The organism is Mycobacterium sp. ACS4054, from assembly GCF_001667275.1.
Taxonomy (GTDB): domain Bacteria; phylum Actinomycetota; class Actinomycetes; order Mycobacteriales; family Mycobacteriaceae; genus Mycobacterium.
The window spans coordinates 61,356-77,063 of record NZ_LZHV01000048.1 but is presented as its reverse complement, the minus strand read 5'-3'; the positions used below and the strand labels follow the sequence as shown (position 1 = coordinate 77,063).

The 15,708-nt window shown below is 69.4% G+C and carries 17 protein-coding genes; 11 read left to right on the top strand and 6 right to left on the bottom strand.

Annotation, left to right across the window (positions count from 1 at the left end):
* The first annotated feature begins 96 nt into the window (after positions 1-96).
* The 5 genes from A5730_RS12745 (at position 97) to A5730_RS12725 (ending at position 3,485) form a co-directional block, all read left to right on the top strand.
* A complete protein-coding gene (locus tag A5730_RS12745) occupies positions 97-486 on the top strand; it encodes a polyketide cyclase / dehydrase and lipid transport (RefSeq protein WP_067900618.1) in 390 nt (129 codons plus the stop codon).
* A gap of 117 nt (positions 487-603) precedes the next feature.
* Positions 604-1,038 carry an SRPBCC family protein gene (locus tag A5730_RS12740; RefSeq protein ID WP_055401004.1) on the top strand — a complete coding sequence of 145 codons (435 nt, stop codon included), beginning with the start codon at positions 604-606 and terminating at the stop codon, positions 1,036-1,038.
* The gene (locus tag A5730_RS12735; RefSeq protein WP_197506245.1) at positions 1,035-2,303 is read left to right on the top strand and encodes an ArsA family ATPase; all 1,269 of its coding nucleotides are present in this window, start codon (positions 1,035-1,037) and stop codon (positions 2,301-2,303) included. The genes A5730_RS12740 and A5730_RS12735 overlap by 4 nt, the downstream gene beginning before the upstream one ends.
* A complete protein-coding gene (locus tag A5730_RS12730; RefSeq protein WP_067900536.1) occupies positions 2,300-2,680 on the top strand; it encodes a hypothetical protein in 381 nt (126 codons plus the stop codon). Before A5730_RS12735 ends, A5730_RS12730 begins: the two co-directional genes overlap by 4 nt.
* Before the next feature lie 76 nt (positions 2,681-2,756).
* Positions 2,757-3,485, top strand: a complete 729-nt coding sequence (locus A5730_RS12725; protein WP_067822285.1) for a 1-acyl-sn-glycerol-3-phosphate acyltransferase — start codon at positions 2,757-2,759, stop codon at positions 3,483-3,485.
* A gap of 9 nt (positions 3,486-3,494) precedes the next feature.
* On the opposite strand, the gene A5730_RS12720 is transcribed toward A5730_RS12725, so the two are convergent.
* Positions 3,495-4,790 (bottom strand): glycosyltransferase 87 family protein, encoded by a 1,296-nt coding sequence (locus A5730_RS12720; RefSeq protein WP_067900532.1) that lies wholly within the window; start codon positions 4,788-4,790, stop codon positions 3,495-3,497.
* A 108-nt stretch (positions 4,791-4,898) separates the two neighbouring features.
* Here A5730_RS12720 and A5730_RS12715 point away from each other — a divergent pair, with 108 nt between their 5' ends.
* The 3 genes from A5730_RS12715 (at position 4,899) to A5730_RS12705 (ending at position 7,811) form a co-directional block, all read left to right on the top strand.
* Positions 4,899-5,765 carry a hypothetical protein gene (locus A5730_RS12715; RefSeq protein ID WP_197506244.1) on the top strand — a complete coding sequence of 289 codons (867 nt, stop codon included), beginning with the start codon at positions 4,899-4,901 and terminating at the stop codon, positions 5,763-5,765.
* Between the two features lie 83 nt (positions 5,766-5,848).
* The gene (locus A5730_RS12710; protein ID WP_067900527.1) at positions 5,849-6,388 is read left to right on the top strand and encodes a polyadenylate-specific 3'-exoribonuclease AS; all 540 of its coding nucleotides are present in this window, start codon (positions 5,849-5,851) and stop codon (positions 6,386-6,388) included.
* 34 nt (positions 6,389-6,422) lie between these two features.
* Positions 6,423-7,811, top strand: a complete 1,389-nt coding sequence (locus A5730_RS12705) for a class II 3-deoxy-7-phosphoheptulonate synthase (RefSeq protein WP_067900524.1) — start codon at positions 6,423-6,425, stop codon at positions 7,809-7,811.
* Here the strand turns inward: A5730_RS12705 and A5730_RS12700 are convergent.
* Positions 7,808-9,037, bottom strand: a complete 1,230-nt coding sequence (locus A5730_RS12700; RefSeq protein WP_197506242.1) for a protein kinase — start codon at positions 9,035-9,037, stop codon at positions 7,808-7,810. The two genes, A5730_RS12705 and A5730_RS12700, sit on opposite strands and share 4 nt — an antisense overlap.
* An 80-nt stretch (positions 9,038-9,117) precedes the next feature.
* Here A5730_RS12700 and A5730_RS12695 point away from each other — a divergent pair, with 80 nt between their 5' ends.
* Entirely contained in the window at positions 9,118-9,522 is a 405-nt protein-coding gene (locus tag A5730_RS12695; RefSeq protein ID WP_067900517.1) for an Rv2175c family DNA-binding protein, read from the top strand.
* Here A5730_RS12695 and A5730_RS12690 read toward each other — a convergent pair.
* Together A5730_RS12690 and idsA2 are read right to left on the bottom strand one after the other, a co-directional pair.
* Positions 9,516-11,066 (bottom strand): alpha-(1->6)-mannopyranosyltransferase A, encoded by a 1,551-nt coding sequence (locus tag A5730_RS12690; protein WP_067900514.1) that lies wholly within the window; start codon positions 11,064-11,066, stop codon positions 9,516-9,518. The two genes, A5730_RS12695 and A5730_RS12690, sit on opposite strands and share 7 nt — an antisense overlap.
* Positions 11,067-11,070: 4 nt before the next feature.
* Positions 11,071-12,120 carry a bifunctional (2E,6E)-farnesyl/geranyl diphosphate synthase gene (gene idsA2 / locus A5730_RS12685; protein WP_067900511.1) on the bottom strand — a complete coding sequence of 350 codons (1,050 nt, stop codon included), beginning with the start codon at positions 12,118-12,120 and terminating at the stop codon, positions 11,071-11,073.
* A gap of 219 nt (positions 12,121-12,339) precedes the next feature.
* Here idsA2 and A5730_RS12680 point away from each other — a divergent pair, with 219 nt between their 5' ends.
* Positions 12,340-13,236, top strand: coding sequence for a mycobacterial-type methylenetetrahydrofolate reductase (locus A5730_RS12680; protein ID WP_067900510.1), 897 nt, complete (start codon positions 12,340-12,342; stop codon positions 13,234-13,236).
* Here A5730_RS12680 and A5730_RS12675 read toward each other — a convergent pair.
* Together A5730_RS12675 and A5730_RS12670 are read right to left on the bottom strand one after the other, a co-directional pair.
* Positions 13,233-13,880: a DUF3153 domain-containing protein gene (locus A5730_RS12675; RefSeq protein ID WP_055401055.1), complete on the bottom strand. Its 648-nt coding sequence runs from the start codon at positions 13,878-13,880 to the stop codon at positions 13,233-13,235. The two genes, A5730_RS12680 and A5730_RS12675, sit on opposite strands and share 4 nt — an antisense overlap.
* Before the next feature lie 140 nt (positions 13,881-14,020).
* On the bottom strand, positions 14,021-14,623 hold the full coding sequence (locus tag A5730_RS12670; RefSeq protein ID WP_067900507.1) for an N-acetyltransferase: 603 nt from the start codon (positions 14,621-14,623) through the stop codon (positions 14,021-14,023).
* A 304-nt stretch (positions 14,624-14,927) separates the two neighbouring features.
* Between A5730_RS12670 and A5730_RS12665 the strand changes: the two genes are divergently transcribed.
* Positions 14,928-15,332: a DUF3040 domain-containing protein gene (locus tag A5730_RS12665; RefSeq protein ID WP_055400975.1), complete on the top strand. Its 405-nt coding sequence runs from the start codon at positions 14,928-14,930 to the stop codon at positions 15,330-15,332.
* The last annotated feature ends 376 nt before the right edge of the window (positions 15,333-15,708 follow it).

Here is a 15,708-nt window from a genome sequence, read left to right as displayed (position 1 = left end):
GGGGGACGGCTTGATGTCGTCCAGCCTAATCCGCGCATTGACGCAGGAACGGTGGCAGTCTGCCGGGCCTTTGGCGAGGTGTGTGAAGCTGAGGTGGTGAACAGCATCCAGATCGCCGACGAGACGTTCATCGCCGCCGACGGCGCGCGGGTCGGCGCCGCCGTCTCCGATCAGTCCAGCTGGCGTCGCTGGTGGCCGGACCTGCGCCTGCAGGTCGTCGAGGACCGCGCCGACAAGGGCATCCGTTGGGCGGTCACCGGCGCGTTGACCGGCACCATGGAGATCTGGCTGGAACCGTCGCTGGACGGGGTGGTGCTGCACTATTTCCTGCACGCCGAACCCACCGGGGTGGCGGCCTGGCAGCTGGCGAAGCTCAATCTGGCGAAAATGACACACCGCCGTCGGGTGGCGGGAAAGAAAATGGCCTTCGAGGTGAAGACGACGCTGGAACGCCTCCGCCCGGTCGGAGTTTCTCCGGTAGTTTAGCCGGGTCAGGTTTGCAGGGGAGAGTACCGTTTCGGACCGGAGGCCCGGGGGGTAGACCCGCACGGTAGTTTCCCCGCCGGCGGCGTCGACCGCTTGCAGGAGAGAGGGCAACACCAGGTGGCGGAGAAGACGTCGCAGACCATCTACATCGAGGCCGACCCGGGCACGGTGATGGACGTGATCGCGGATATCGATTCCTACCCGCAGTGGATCTCCGAATACCGGGAGGCCGAGGTCCAGGAGACGGACGCCGACGGCTACCCCAAGGTCGCGCGGGTGGTGCTGGACGCCGCGGTGCTCAAGGACACGTTGGTCATGTCCTACCAGTGGCCAAAGGACCGGCAGTCGGTCAGTTGGACGCTGGTCTCCAGCTCGTTGCTGCGTTCCCTGGAGGGCACATATCGGTTGGCGCCCAAGGGATCTGGCACCGAGGTCACCTACGAGCTCTCGGTCGACCTCGCCGTCCCCATGATCGGATTGCTCAAACGCAAGGCCGAGCGCCGGCTGACCGACACCGCGTTGAAGGATCTGAAGAAACGAGTCGAGGGCTGAGTGAGTCCAACGAATCGCGGGCGTCCACCCCGGCCCGGATCAGTCTATTCGTTGGCAAGGGCGGGGTAGGAAAATCCACGCTGGCGTGCGCCACCGCGGTCAGTGCCGCGAGCGCCGGCCAGCGGGTGCTGGTGGTGTCCACCGACCAGGCGCACTCACTCGGCGACGTGTTCGGCGTCCCCGTTCCGCCGAGCCAGGGCGAACTGGTTCGGGTGCTTGCCGATGACGAACAGGCCGGCGGGGGCTTCCTCGACGCGCTGGCGCTGGACACCTTGGCCCTGCTCGAGTCTCGCTGGCGCGACGTGGTCGACACCCTGGATCGGCGGTTCCCCGAATCCGAACTGAGTACCATTGCGCCGGAAGAACTTTCGGCACTACCGGGCGTTCAGGAAGTGCTCGGCCTGCACGCGGTCGGTGAGCTGGCCGTCTCCGGGCGCTGGGATCGCGTCGTCGTGGACTGCGCCTCGACCGCCGACGCGCTGCGCATGTTGACCCTGCCCGCCACCTTCGGGCTCTACGTCGAGCGGGCGTGGCCGCGGCATCGGCGGCTGTCCATCGGCGCCGACGACGCCCGGTCGGCGGCGGTGGTGGAACTGCTCGAACGCATCAGCGCCAGCGTCGAGGGGCTGGGCGCCCTGCTGACCGACGGCGAATTGGTCAGCGCGCATTTGGTGTTGACCCCGGAGCGGGTGGTCGCGGCCGAGGCGGCCCGGACGCTGGGTTCGCTGGCGTTGATGGGCGTGCGCGTCGAGGAGCTGATCGTCAATCAGGTTCTGACCGAAGACGATTCTTACGAATACCGCAACCTGCCCGATCACCCCGCGTTTTACTGGTACGCCGAACGCATTTCCGAACAACGTGGTGTTCTCGACGAGCTCGACGCCACCATTGGTGAGGTGGCCCTGGTGATGACTCCGCACCTGTCCGGCGAGCCGATCGGCGCGAAGGCGCTGGGCGCGTTGCTCGACAGCGCGCGCCGGCGCGGCGGGACCGCGCCGCCGGGACCGCTGCGGCCGACGGTGGACCTGGAATCCGGAACGGGACTTGGTTCCGTCTACCGAATGCGGCTAGCGTTGCCGCAACTCGATCCGTCTGGGCTGACGCTGGGTCGCGTCGATGACGACCTCATCATCAGCGCGGGCGGATTGCGGCGCAGGGTTCGGCTGGCATCTGTGCTCCGGCGGTGCACGGTGCTGGACGCACACCTGCGGGGCGGCGAGCTGACAGTCCGATTTCGACCAGACCCGGAGGTGTGGCCTAAGTGAGTGAGGGTCATTCCGAGATCGGTCCGGAGCTGCGCAGGCTCGCCCAGGCGATCCTGGACGGAATCGATCCGGCGATGCGGACGGCGGCCGCGCTGACGGCGGGCCGGGGCGTCGGGACGGGCAAGTGTCAGCAGGTGTGGTGCCCGGTGTGCGCGCTGGCCGCGCTGGCGACCGGCGACCAGCACCCCTTGATCACCGTGATCGCCGACCACAGCATCGCCCTGCTCGAGGTGGTACGCGCCATGCTCGACGACGTCAACGGCGCGGCGCCCCCGCCGCCGGACGGGCCGCCCGGCGACGGCGTCACCGAAACACAGACCCCGGACGCCGCCACCCGGACCCGCTACCAGCCGATCCCGGTCACCGTCGAGGAGTAACCGCCTGCGCCGAAGGTGGTCCCGTGCGCAAGCGATGGGTACAGTTGGCGCAGAACGGCGGGCGAGAGGGAGGGCCATGTGGTACTGGCTATTCAAGTACGTGCTCCTCGGCCCGTTGCTGGCCTTGCTCGGCCGCCCAAAAGTTGAAGGGCTGGAACACATTCCGAGCTCCGGTCCGGCGATCCTGGCCAGCAATCACCTGGCGGTGATGGACAGTTTCTATCTGCCCTTGGTGGTGCGTCGGCGGATCACCTTCCTGGCGAAGGCCGAATACTTCACCGGAACCGGCCTGAAGGGTTGGTTTCAGCGCTGGTTTTTCACCGCCGTGGGCCAGGTGCCGATCGACCGGACCGACGCCGACAGCGCGCAGGCCGCGCTGACCACCGCCGAACGGCTGCTGTCCCAGGGCAAGCTGCTGGGGATGTACCCCGAGGGCACCCGCTCGCCCGACGGCCGGCTGTACAAGGGCAAGACCGGCCTGGCGCGGCTGGCCCTGCACACCGGGGTGCCCGTGATCCCGGTCGCGATGATCGGCACCAACGTCGTCAACCCGCCCGGCACGAACATGCTGCGCTTCGGGCGGGTGACCGTGCGCTTCGGCAAGCCGATGGACTTCTCCCGTTTCGAGGGGCTGGCCGGCAACCGATTCATCGAGCGGGCCGTCATCGACGAGGTGATCTACGAGCTGATGGGGCTGTCCGGCCAGGAGTACGTGGACATCTACGCCGCCAGCCTCAAGGAAAGCCGCAACGGTGACGGATCGTCCAGCCAGGCCGAGCGGATCCCGGAAACCGCCGCCGGCTAGGCGGCTCGGTTAGCCGGCGGCTGTCACCGGCGTCAATTGCTGCGGTGCCGTATCCCGTGACGGCGTGCGGGCGGTGACCGTCAGCCCGGCCACGACCAGGACCGCCAGCGCCCACCACACGTAGGACATCCCGGCCAGCTGGCGCCACCAGGCCGCGGTCGCCTCGTGGTGCTTGGGCAGCAGGTCGATCGGCGACCACCGCATCAGCGCGACACCGGCGAGGCCGACTACGGCCAGCGCCACGTTGCGGCGCCGCCAGGCCAGCACGGCGAGCACCACGACCGTCGGCAACCCCCACACCCAGTGGTGCGACCACGAGACGGGCGAGACCACCAGGCCGAAGAGCGCGACGCACACGACCGCCAGCGCGGGCTCGTCGGCCCGCAGCACCCTGCGCATCGCCCATACGGTCAGCGCCAGCACCAGCAGGCAGGCCGCCACCCACAGCAGGAAGCGCGGCTGCTCACCCAGGGCGATCCGGGCCAGCGCCCCGGCGATGTTCTGATCGGTGTTCAACGCCGCCTCGCCGATCCGGTCGGTGTGTTGCAGGGTGTGCGTCCAGTACTCCCATGAATCGCTCCACGCCAGAACGAAACCGACCGTCGTCGCCGCCACGAAGGACAGCACCGCCGTCAGCGCCGCACGGTTGTCGCGGCGCAGCAGGAAGTAGAGCAGAAAGACCGCCGGCGTCAGTTTGAGCGCGATGCCCAGCCCCAGCAGCAGGCCGCGCGGCCACGGCGTGCGACGGGGCATGCAGTCCGCGATCACCAGGGTCATCAGCACGACGTTGATCTGGCCGAAGGCGAAGTTGGAGGTGATGGGTTCCAGCCACAGCGTCGCCCCGACGGTGATGACGATGGCCAGCCACCAGCGGCGCGGCCAGGCCGGGCCCGGCAACGCCGACGAGGTGGCCCAGACATCCAGGCGGGTAAGCACGATCACCGTCGACACCACCAGCAGCACCAAGGTCAGCGCGGTGATCGCGACGCTGGCGGCCGGCATGTGCAGCCAGGCGAACGGGCAGAACACGATCGCCGCGAGCGGGGGGTAGGTGAACGGCAGGTCAAGGCCGATCGGCGTGTGGAACAGCACCTCGCCGTGGTACAGCGAATGCCCGTGCATCCAGGCTTGCGCGCCCATTTGGTACACGTCGATGTCGATGCGGTAGGGGATGTGCCCGAACAGTTGCCAACCCACGTAGCCCAGCCCCGCCGCCGCCAGCAGCCAAAGTCCGCACCACAACAGCACCTGACCGGGGCCACGTCTGCTTGGTAAGCCCTGGTCGGGCGCCCGCAATCTACTCATGTCGCACAACAGCGTAATCGGTGGGCGGGCGTGGCATGTGGCACAGCGCGGCTCCCGCGGCGTCGGCGCTCACAGGCGTAGGTTTCAAGAGTGCTCCACTGGTTCGTGCTGCGGGTGACCCGCTGGTTCGCGCACGACATCATCGAGGCCGGCCGGCTGCCCCTGCTGTGTTGCCTGGTGGCGTTCATCCTGACGTTCTTCGTCACCCGATCGTTCGTGCGCTTCATCCGCCACCGCGCCGACGCCGGACGCCCCGCCCGATGGTGGCACCCGCGCAACGTGCACGTCGGTGGGATCCACATCCACCACGTGACGTTCGGGGTGGTGTTGGTGTTGCTGTCGGGCCTGACGCTGGTCACGCTGTCCATCGACGGGCAAGAGCCCGACTTCACCTTGGCCGCAATCTTTTTCGGGATCGGGGCCGCCCTGGTGCTCGACGAGTACGCGCTGATCCTGCACCTGTCGGACGTCTACTGGTCCGAGGATGGGCGCACCTCGGTGGACGCGGTGTTCGCGGCGGTGGGCGTGGCCGGTCTGCTGATCATGGGCCTGCACCCGCTGATGTTCTTCCTGCCGATCTGGGAGGGCGCCGCCTCGTGGCCCCTGCGGGCCGCGGTGGCCGGCGCCTTGGTGTTGACGCTGCCGATGGCCGTGGTGGTGGTGCTCAAGGGCAAGGTGTGGACCGGTTTGCTCGGCATGTTCATCGTCGTCCTGCTGGTCATCGGCGCCATCCGGTTGTCGCGCCCGCACGCGCCCTGGGCCCGCTGGCGCTATACCGTCCAGCCCGACAAGATGCGGCGCGCGCTGCAGCGGGAACGCCGGCTGCGTCGCCCGGTCGTTCGGGCCAAGTTGTGGGTCCAGTGTGCGATCGCGGGCACCCCGAGCCTGCCCGACGAACGCGCGGTCGACGCCCAGCTCGACCACGACGTCCACGCGGCCCCGCCGCCCACCGAGCCGATCCTGATCGGCAGATAGCCGGCTCGCCGGCCGTATCGATGGGGTGCCCCCACACTCGCGCGGTTCCCGCGCTCGCCGTCGCCGGCCGTAGGCTTGCTCCGGTGCGGTACTTCTACGACACCGAATTCATCGAAGACGGCCGCACCATCGAGTTGATCTCGATCGGGGTGGTCGCCGAGGACGGCCGCGAATATTACGCAGTCTCCACGGAATTCGACCCCGAGCGCGCCGGCGCCTGGGTGCGCGCCAACGTGCTGCCCAAGCTGCCGTCGCCGGCGTCGCAGCTGTGGCGCTCCCGCAGGCAGATTCGCCTGGACCTGGAGGAGTTCTTCGGCGTCGCCGGCACCGAGCCGATCGAGTTGTGGGCCTGGATCGGTGCCTACGACCACGTGGCCCTGTGCCAGCTGTGGGGCACGATGCCCGAGTTGCCGCGAGCGCTGCCCCGCTTCACTCGCGACCTGCGGCAACTGTGGGAGGACCGGGGGTGCCCGCCGATGCCGCCGCGGTCCCGCGACGCCCACGACGCGCTGGTCGACGCCCGCGACCAGCTGCGCCGATTCCGTCTGATCACCGCTGCGGACGCCGGCGGCCACGGGGGCCATCCGGACGGGGGAGCATCGCCCGAACGGCGTTCGCGCTGATCAGTCACCCTCGCGGCCCGGTTACCATGGACCGATGAACTGGACAGTCGACATCCCGATCGACCAGCTGCCGTCGCTGCCCCCGTTGCCGAACGACCTGCGGGCGCGGCTGGACGCCGCGCTGGCCAAGCCGGCGGCCCAGCAGCCCAGCTGGCCTGCCGACCAGGCGACGGCGATGCGCACCGTCCTGGAGAGCGTGCCGCCGGTCACCGTGCCGTCGGAGATCCTGCGCCTGCAGGAGCAGCTGGCCCAGGTGGCTAAGGGCGAGGCGTTCCTGCTTCAGGGCGGCGACTGCGCCGAGACCTTCACCGACAACACCGAACCCCACATCCGGGGCAACATCCGCGCGCTGCTGCAGATGGCCGTGGTGCTCACCTACGGCGCCAGCATGCCGGTGGTCAAGGTGGCCCGCATCGCCGGCCAGTACGCCAAGCCGCGGTCGGCCGACATCGACGCCCTGGGTTTGCGGTCCTACCGCGGGGACATGATCAACGGCTTCGCGCCGGATGCGGCCGCCCGCGAGCACGACCCGTCGCGGCTGGTGCGCGCCTACGCCAACGCCAGTGCGGCCATGAACCTGGTGCGCGCGCTGACGTCCTCGGGGCTGGCGTCGCTGCACCTGGTCCACGACTGGAATAGGGAATTCGTGCGGACGTCGCCGGCCGGCGCGCGCTACGAGGCGCTGGCCACCGAAATCGACCGGGGCCTGCGGTTCATGAGCGCGTGCGGCGTGGCCGACCGCAACCTGCAGACCGCCGAAATCTACGCCAGCCATGAGGCTTTGGTGCTCGACTACGAGCGGGCCATGCTGCGGCTGTCGGAAAGCGACGACGGCGAGCCGCAGCTGTTCGACCTGTCGGCGCACACCGTCTGGATCGGCGAGCGCACCCGTCAGCTCGACGGCGCGCACATCGCGTTCGCGGAGGTGATCGCCAACCCGATCGGCGTGAAGATCGGCCCGACGATGACCCCGGAACTGGCCGTCGAATACGTCGAACGGCTCGACCCGAACAACAAGCCCGGCCGGTTGACCTTGGTGAGCCGGATGGGCAACAACAAGGTGCGCGATCTGCTGCCCCCCATCGTGGAGAAGGTCCAGGCCACCGGGCACCAGGTGATCTGGCAGTGCGACCCCATGCACGGCAACACCCATGAGTCGTCCAACGGGTACAAGACCCGGCACTTCGACCGCGTCGTCGACGAGGTGCAGGGCTTCTTCGAGGTGCACCGCGCGCTGGGGACCCACCCGGGTGGCATCCACGTCGAGATCACCGGCGAGGACGTCACCGAATGCCTCGGTGGGGCGCAAGACATTTCGGACCTTGACCTGGCCGGGCGCTACGAAACCGCGTGCGACCCGCGGCTGAACACCCAGCAGTCGCTGGAGTTGGCGTTCCTGGTCGCGGAGATGCTGCGCGACTAGAACAGTCCGTTCAGGTTGCCGCCGATCGTCCACGCCGCGGTGGCGACCATCCCGGTGAGCGCCAGCACCAGCGCGAACCAGATGAGCACCAGGCGCCGGCCACGCTGGCGGGCGTACGCGAACTCGGCGATCGGAATGCCCGCGAATTCGCCTGTGACAGGGGAGTATTCGTAGTCCTCGTCGGGCTCGTCATCGGACACCGGCGCGCGCGGGGGATCCGGCCAGTCCTCGGGGCCGCGGGTCAGCTGGCGGGTGGGGTGGCGGACCGGTGCGGGCTGTTGCACGCCGGCCGGACGCTGGCTCACGCGGCTGTGGTGCAGCGCCGCCGACCGGTGTTGCGCGGAGTTGCGGGGCGCGGGAACGGAGAAGTCCGGCAGCGCAAGCTCTTCGGCGATCGCGTCCAGCTCGGCGCCCATCTCGATCGCGTCGGCGTACCGGTTGGCCGCCTCGCGCGCGGTCGCGCGCCGCACGAACTCGTCGAACTGCGGGTGCACACCGTCGATCGCCGCGCTGGGCGGCGGCACGTCGGTGTCCAGCCGTTGGTACGCGATGGCCAGCGGCGAGTCACCCGTGAACGGGGTGCGCCCGGTCAGCAGCTCGTAGGCGAGGATCCCGGCGGAGTACACGTCGCTGCGCGGGCTGGCGTCGCCGTCGCGCACCTGCTCGGGCGACAGGTAGGCGGCGGTGCCCAAAATGACGCTGGTGGAAGTGATTCCGGCGGCCGCAACGGCACGGACCAGGCCGAAATCGGCGATCTTTACGTCGCCGTCGTCGGAGATCAGCACGTTTTCGGGCTTGACGTCGCGATGGACCAGACCGGACCGGTGCGCGGCCGCGAGCCCGCCCAGCACGGGGCGCAGCACCGCGGCCACGGCATAGGGCGGCATCGGCCCGCGCTCGGCCAGCAGCTCGCGCAGCGTCCCGCCCTCGACGAGCTCCATCACCAAGAAGGGGTGCCGGGAGTCCAGGCCCTGGTCGTAGACGGCGACCAGGCCGGGGTCCTTGAGCCGCGCGACCGTGCGGGCCTCGCGCTGGAAGCGGGTCAGGAACTGCTCGTCGCCGGCGTAGCGGGAGTCCATCACCTTGACCGCGACGGGGCGGTCGAGCCGGGTGTCGAGGCCGCGGTACACGGTCGACGTGCCGCCGCTGGCGATCTTGGACTGCACCAGGTAGCGGCCGTCCAGCAACGCGCTTTCCAAAGGGTCTCGCGTCGGGGGTCCGGCCACGGGGCCATCGTAGGTGTGACGGTGCAATTGGGCGGAAAAACATGCCTTCACAGGGCGGTGGCAGGGCCTACACTTGCGCCGTGAGCAGTGTTCCTGCCGGCGACGATGTATTGGACCCCGACGAGCCGACCTACGACCTGCCGCGGGTCGCCGAATTGCTCCGGATTTCGGTCAGCAAGGTGCAGCAGCAACTCCGGGAAGGCCACCTGGTCGCGGTGAAACGCGACGGCGGCGTGGTGGTGCCGCAGGTGTTCTTCACCAAGTCCGGTGAGGTGGTCAAGAGCCTGCCGGGGCTGCTGACCATCCTGCACGACGGCGGCTACCACGACACGGAGATCGTGCGGTGGCTGTTCACCCCCGACCCGTCGCTGACGATCACCCACGACGGCAGCCGGGATGCCATCAGCAACGCCCGCCCCGTCGACGCCCTGCACGCGCATCAGGCGCGGGAGGTCGTGCGCCGGGCGCAGGCCATGGCTTACTGAGCGGCGAGCGCGGCTTCCTCGGCTTGGCCGGCCCGCCGGTCGGGGGCGCGGTGCAGGCTGTACCAGGCGATCAGCGCGCAGGCGGTGGCCAGCAAGAAGTGCAGCCACGAGTACATCCCGTGTGAGCCATCGGGTTTGAAGATCACCATCACCCACGTGGACAGGCCGGCGATGATCGCGATCGCCCGGCGGGACTGCGCCAGCGGGGCGACCACCGCCAGCGGCCAGGAGTAGTACCACGGCAGGGCCGCGGGGACGAAAAGCACCACGACGAGCATCGAGACCGCGATGCCGCTCAGTGCCTCCCGATCGTCGCGCCGGAACCGCCACCACAACAGCGGCAGCGCCATGGCGATGACGGCGATCCCGACGAGGCGGGCGATCCGCAGCATCGGGTAGAAGTGCACCGGGAGGAACCCGCTGAACACGGCGTGGATTATGTTGGCGGCCGCGGTCGGCACCGTCAGCCAGTTGATGATCTTCACCGAACCGGCCAGCGCCGTCAGCCAACCCAGCCCGACGCCGGCCACGGCGTCGAGGATGCCGAACACGACGACGAAGATCAGCAGCGACATGGCCGCGGCGGCCACGAACGCCGTGGCCGACCGGTAACCGCGACGGTCGCGCAGGTGCCGCATCCACACCCACGCCATGAACGGCAGGGCGATCCCGGCCGTGGCCTTGACCGCGATCGCCACGGTGATCAGCGTCGTGCCCAAGACGTGGCGCCCGGCGAAACTCAGCGCGATGCCGGCGGCCATCAGTCCCACCATGAGCATCTCGTTGTGCACCCCGCCCATCAGGTGGATGAGCACCAGCGGGTTGAGCACGCAGATCCACAGGGCCGTCGAGCCGTCGTTGCCCAGGTGGCGGGCCAGGCGGGGGGCGGCCCAGATCAGCAGGGCCAGCCCCGGCAGCATGCACAGCCGCAGCAGCGCCGTTCCGGCCACCACGTTGTTGCCGACGGCCATGGTGACCAGCTTCGCCACCAGAATGAACGCCGGGCCGTAGGGGGCAGTGGTGATCGTCCAGATGGGACTCACGTTGTCCAGCAAGCTGTTCGGGTTGGCGACCGGTCCGACGGCGTACGGATCCAGGCCGTCGCGCAGCAGCGCGCCCTGGGCCAGGTACGAGTAGGTGTCCCGGCTGAAGACGGGCACCGACACCAGCAACGGCACCAGCCAGAAGCCGGTGGTGGCCTTCATCATGAACTCGGTCACTTCGCCGGCCAGCACGCGCCGGCCCAGGCCCAGCCACGCGATCAGCATCAGGCCCACGCCGGTCCACAACACCACGGACGACAACACCAGGCCGTGGCCGAAACGCAGCCAGGACATGTGCATTGATTCCAGCAGCGGGTCGTGTTGGCGGGTGCTGCCCGCGCCCAGGCCGCCCACGGTGATCAGCGCCGCGCCGAGCATGCCCAGCTTCGCGGGGCGGGCGTCCTCGGAGACCGCGAACGCGCGCAACCGCGAAAAGCGGCCGCCCCCAGCTGGTTTCGCTACCGGCGAGCCGGAGGGCGGGGTGTGCGTCGGAGTGGTCATCGGTTCAGGCGGACCGGTCGGTGGCCAGTCTGGCCAGGTCGGTGAGTCCGGCTTTGGCCGCCGTGTCGATGGGCGCGGCCGCCAGCTCGGCCAGCGCGCGTCGGGTCAGCTCGGCGATGCGTTGCTCCGCCGCGGCAAGGGCGCCCACCGACTCGATCACCTCGCGCAGCCGGTCCACCTGCGCGTCGGTCAGCTGGGCGCCGATCGAATCGCGTAACAGCTTGGCGGACAACGGATCTGACCGCTCGGCCAGCTCCACCGCCTCGGCCAGCAGCACGGTGCGCTTACCCGACCGCAGGTCGTCGCCCGACGGCTTGCCGGTCACCGCCGGATCCCCGAACACGCCCAGCACGTCGTCGCGGAGCTGAAACGCCACCCCGATGTCGGTCCCGAACCGGCCGAAGACCTCCTGCACGTCGGGCCGGTCGGCGGCGGCCGCCGCCCCCAACTGCAGCGGTCGCGACACGGTGTAACAGGCGGTCTTGTAGGTGTCGACGTTCATCGCCGACGCGATCGACTCGGCGGCGCTGGCCTCGGCGACGATGTCCAGGAACTGGCCGCCCAGCACCTCGGTGCGGATTTCGGCCCACACCCGCTGGACGCGGCGCGCGGCGTCGGGCGCCAGGCCCGCGCGAAGCACGATGTCGTCGGCCCACGACAGCGCGAGGTCGCCGAGCAGGATGGCGGCCGACATCCCGAACCGCTCCGGGGAGCCGCGCCACTGCCGGTCGCGATGCAGGGCCGCAAACCGGACATGGGCGGTGGGCCGGCCGCGGCGGGTCGAGGAGTCGTCGATCACGTCGTCGTGCACCAAGGCGCAGGCGTGCAGCAGTTCCAGCGCGGAAAACAGCAGCAGCACTTCGGAATCGGGTTCCCCGGCCGCGACGGCCCGCCAGCCCCAGTAGGCGAAGGCCGGCCGCAGCCGCTTGCCCCCGTTGAGCACGAAATCCTCGAGCGCGGAGACCATGAGTTCGTAGTCGCTGCCGATGTAGGCGGTGTCGGCGCGGCGGTCGCGCAGGTATTGCCGAAGCCGATCGGTGATCGCGCCGGTCAACTCGACGGTTGCCGCTGCCGCTGGGGCGTTCGGGCTCAGCGCGGCACCCCTTTCTGCTCGACGTCGCACGGTTTGTCGCGGGCCCGACCAGTGTATTCGGCGCCGCACCGGGGATCTTGGCAAGTAGCCCCCCGCCTATGCTGGCGGGGTGCCGGGACCGCCCACTGCCGTGCGGCCGGGGAAGCTCAAGCCGCTAGTCGTCGGATGGAGAGAAGCCGCGTGACACTCAACACCATTGCGCTCGAGCTGGTGCCGCCCAACGCCGACGAAGGCCGGGAGCGGGCGCTCGAAGACGCGCGAAAAGTGGTGCAGTTCTCGGCGGAAACCGGTCTGGACGGCCGGCTGCGGCACGTGATGATCCCGGGCATAATCGCCGAGGACGACGACCGTCCGATCACGATGAAAACCAAACTGGACGTGCTGGACTTCTGGTCGATCGTCAAGCCCGAGCTGGCCGGGCTGCACGGCCTGTGCACGCAGGTGACCGCCTTCTCCGACGAGCCGTCGCTGCGCCGGCGGCTGACCGAGTTGCGCGCGGCCGGAATGGAGGGCGTGGTCTTCGTCGGCGTCCCGCGCACCATGAACGACGGTGAAGGCTCCGGCGTCGCCCCGACCGACGCCCTGTCCATCTACCGCGATCTGGTGCCCAACCGCGGGGTGATCCTGATCCCCACCCGGGACGGCGAACAGGGCCGGTTCAACTTCAAGTGCGACCAGGGCGCGACCTACGGCATGACCCAGCTGCTGTACTCGGACGCGATCGTGGGATTCCTGCGCGAATTCGCCGCCAACACCGACCACCGGCCGGAGATCCTGCTGTCGTTCGGGTTCGTGCCGAAGATGGAGAGCCGGGTCGGCCTGATCAACTGGCTGATCCAGGACCCGGGTAACGCGGCGGTGGCCGCCGAGCAGGAATTCGTCGGGCGGCTGGCCGCCAGCGAACCGCCCGAGAAGCGCCGGCTGATGGTCGACCTGTACAAACGCGTGATCGACGGGGTCGCGGAGCTGGGCTTCCCGCTGAGCATCCACCTGGAGGCGACCTACGGCGTCTCGGCGCCCGCCTTCCAGACGTTCGCCGAGATGCTGGCGTACTGGTCACCCGCCCCGCAGGGCTAGCTCGGCGACTGGTCGCGTGGTGCGGTGAGCCGCGGGGAGCGGTCGCGGTTCATCCACGCAAGCAGCGCCACCACGCCGGCCGCCGCGAAGGACGCGATGCCTAGCCAGACGCCGGCCCCGGTGAACGACCGGGTGTTCGGGTCGGTGTAGCGGGCCTGGGCGGTCATCGTGGTCACCACGCCCGGCTTGAGTTTCCAGGACACCACCGTGGACTCGACCCGATCGCCGTTGGTGGAAGTCACCACGCCGGGGAAGGCGACGGTCAGCTCGACCTCGGCCTCGGAATCGGTCAGCGACGTCAGGTCCGCCCGGCCCTCCAGGATCACCAGGTTGCCGTTGCGGCGCAGCGACAGGTTCACGCCCTGCGCGTCGGAGTTCATGTTGGCCAGCTGCGGCAACTCCGCGAAGGTCAGATCAGAGAACACCGCCTGCGACCCGACGTAGCCGTCGCTGTCGTAGTTGGACACCGCCACCTTCTGGCTGAACGGCAGGTTGTTGCTGTCGAGCTGCGGGCCGGTGTCCTTGGGCGTCTTGGGTTTAGCGGCGGCGACGATCTCACCGGACACCAGGTCGTCGGGCGAGATGGTGAGCGACGCCCGCACGCGCAGGCACCCGGTGGCCAGCGGCACCAGCATCAGCAGCATCGCGATGGCCACCAAGCGGCGCCGCCGCGCGGTGAATCCGGCGGTTCGGCACGGGGCGAGGCTGGCGCGCACCAGGTCATCGTGCCAGATGCGGCGCGCCGCCTCGGCACGTCCGCCCGGGCGCGCCCTCGAGCCGACGGTCACAGGGGCAGCTTGCGGCCCAGGATCGCGAAGGCCCGTGGGTCACCCGCGAAGTGGTAGCGGCGGATGACGTCGGTGAAACCCAGCCGCCGGTACAACCGCCAGGCCCGGTTCGGCTCGCCGTTGGTCTCCGGGGTGGACAGCAGGACATTCTTTTCGGCCCGGCCGGCCAGCAGCCGTCGGGCCAGCGCCTCCCCGAGCCCGCGCCCCTGCGCGCGCGGGTGGATGTGCAGTTCGGTCAACTCGAAATAACTGCTCATCAGGCCGGCGATCTCCTGGGACGACAGCCCGCCGCGTTGCATGCCGAGGACGACCTGCTGCTGCCACCACTGCCCGGGCGCCCCCGGGTAGCCGTAGGCCACGCCGAGCAGCGGCGCCTTGCTCAGTTCGGCCGCCGGCGGGATCGGCGCGCCCTCGGCCAGTTCGACATCGACGACGCCCACCCCTTGCCACCCGTGGCGGCGGATGTGCTCGAGCCACATCGCCGCGCGCTGGTTCTCGGTGCCCCGCGGGTAGCGCATCGCGTCCACATACACCTTCAGGGCGTCACCGAGACGGCGCTCCATATCGGTGGGCGGCAGATCGATGAGGAATATCGCCAACTCGCGGTGCCCTCCTCATCCCGTGGTCCAACGGCGCGCTGCCACCGTCATTATCGGACCCGCGGCGGGTTCCCCGACGAGCGGTCACGGCAATCAACCGAGGAACCGCGCCGGTTCGGCAAGCCGGTTGTAGCGCACCGACGTTGCGGCTGCGGCTGATGCCCGGCCGGGGCGGGGATAGAATCGGCACCGAACCAGTGGTAAGGCACAGATTGACCTCGTATCATTTCGAATAGTTGCCCCCGCAACGGGCATCCGCGTGCTATCGATAGTTACGCGTCAAACTGTCGGCAAGGAGGGACGAATGCCACTCTCCGATCATGAGCAGCGGATGCTCGATCAGATCGAGAGCGCTCTCTATGCCGAAGACCCCAAATTCGCGTCGAGCGTCCGCGGCGGGGGGTTCCGCGCGCCGACCGCGCGCCGCCGCCTGCAGGGCGCGGCGCTGTTCGTCATCGGCCTGGCGATGCTGGTCTCAGGAGTGGCGTTCAAGGCCACCATGATCGGAAACTTCCCGATCCTCAGCGTCTTCGGATTCATCGTGATGTTCGGCGGCGTCGTGTTCGCCATCACCGGCCCACGGCTGTCCGGCCGGCCCGACCTCCCCGGATCGGCGTCCGGCTCGTCGCGCCAGCGCCGCAACAAGGGCGGCGGGGGTTCGTTCACCAGCCGGATGGAAGATCGGTTCCGCCGCCGCTTCGACGACTAGCGGCAACGTCAACCCATCGGGGTAGCCCCGCGGCTACCCCTTTTTCATGCCCATAGCGGGCCGGCGGGGCCATCATCGCCGACGCGGCCCGGACCGCCGGCGACCGCCGGGCGGTCGATGCCGTTTTGACGCCGGATCGAGCCCAAACCGAGCTTTGGCGCAGGACCCACGCCCCACCCGGCCCCACCGTGCGGCCCCACTATGCCCCACTGGCCCCGTGTCGAGGCCTTGAAGTGGGGTTTTCCTCCGGCCGCCGGGGTGCGCGCCGTGGCCCTGGAAGCCGCCGCGCCGGGATGGGAGCGGCCGTAGGTGGCGGATAACCCGAAAAACTCCGCCGCGACACTCCAGGAATGGGGCAGAGTGGGGGATTGTGGGG

Excerpts from the sequence above, each read along its gene's own strand:
- A5730_RS12725 (WP_067822285.1), top strand. The coding sequence starts at position 2,757 with ATGTGGTACTGGCTATTCAAGTACGTGCTCCTCGGCCCGTTGCTGGCC.
- A5730_RS12720 (WP_067900532.1), bottom strand. The coding sequence starts at position 4,790 with ATGAGTAGATTGCGGGCGCCCGACCAGGGCTTACCAAGCAGACGTGGC.
- A5730_RS12705 (WP_067900524.1), top strand. The coding sequence starts at position 6,423 with ATGAACTGGACAGTCGACATCCCGATCGACCAGCTGCCGTCGCTGCCC.
- A5730_RS12690 (WP_067900514.1), bottom strand. The coding sequence starts at position 11,066 with ATGACCACTCCGACGCACACCCCGCCCTCCGGCTCGCCGGTAGCGAAA.
- A5730_RS12675 (WP_055401055.1), bottom strand. The coding sequence starts at position 13,880 with ATGCTGCTGATGCTGGTGCCGCTGGCCACCGGGTGCCTGCGCGTGCGG.
- A5730_RS12665 (WP_055400975.1), top strand. The coding sequence starts at position 14,928 with ATGCCACTCTCCGATCATGAGCAGCGGATGCTCGATCAGATCGAGAGC.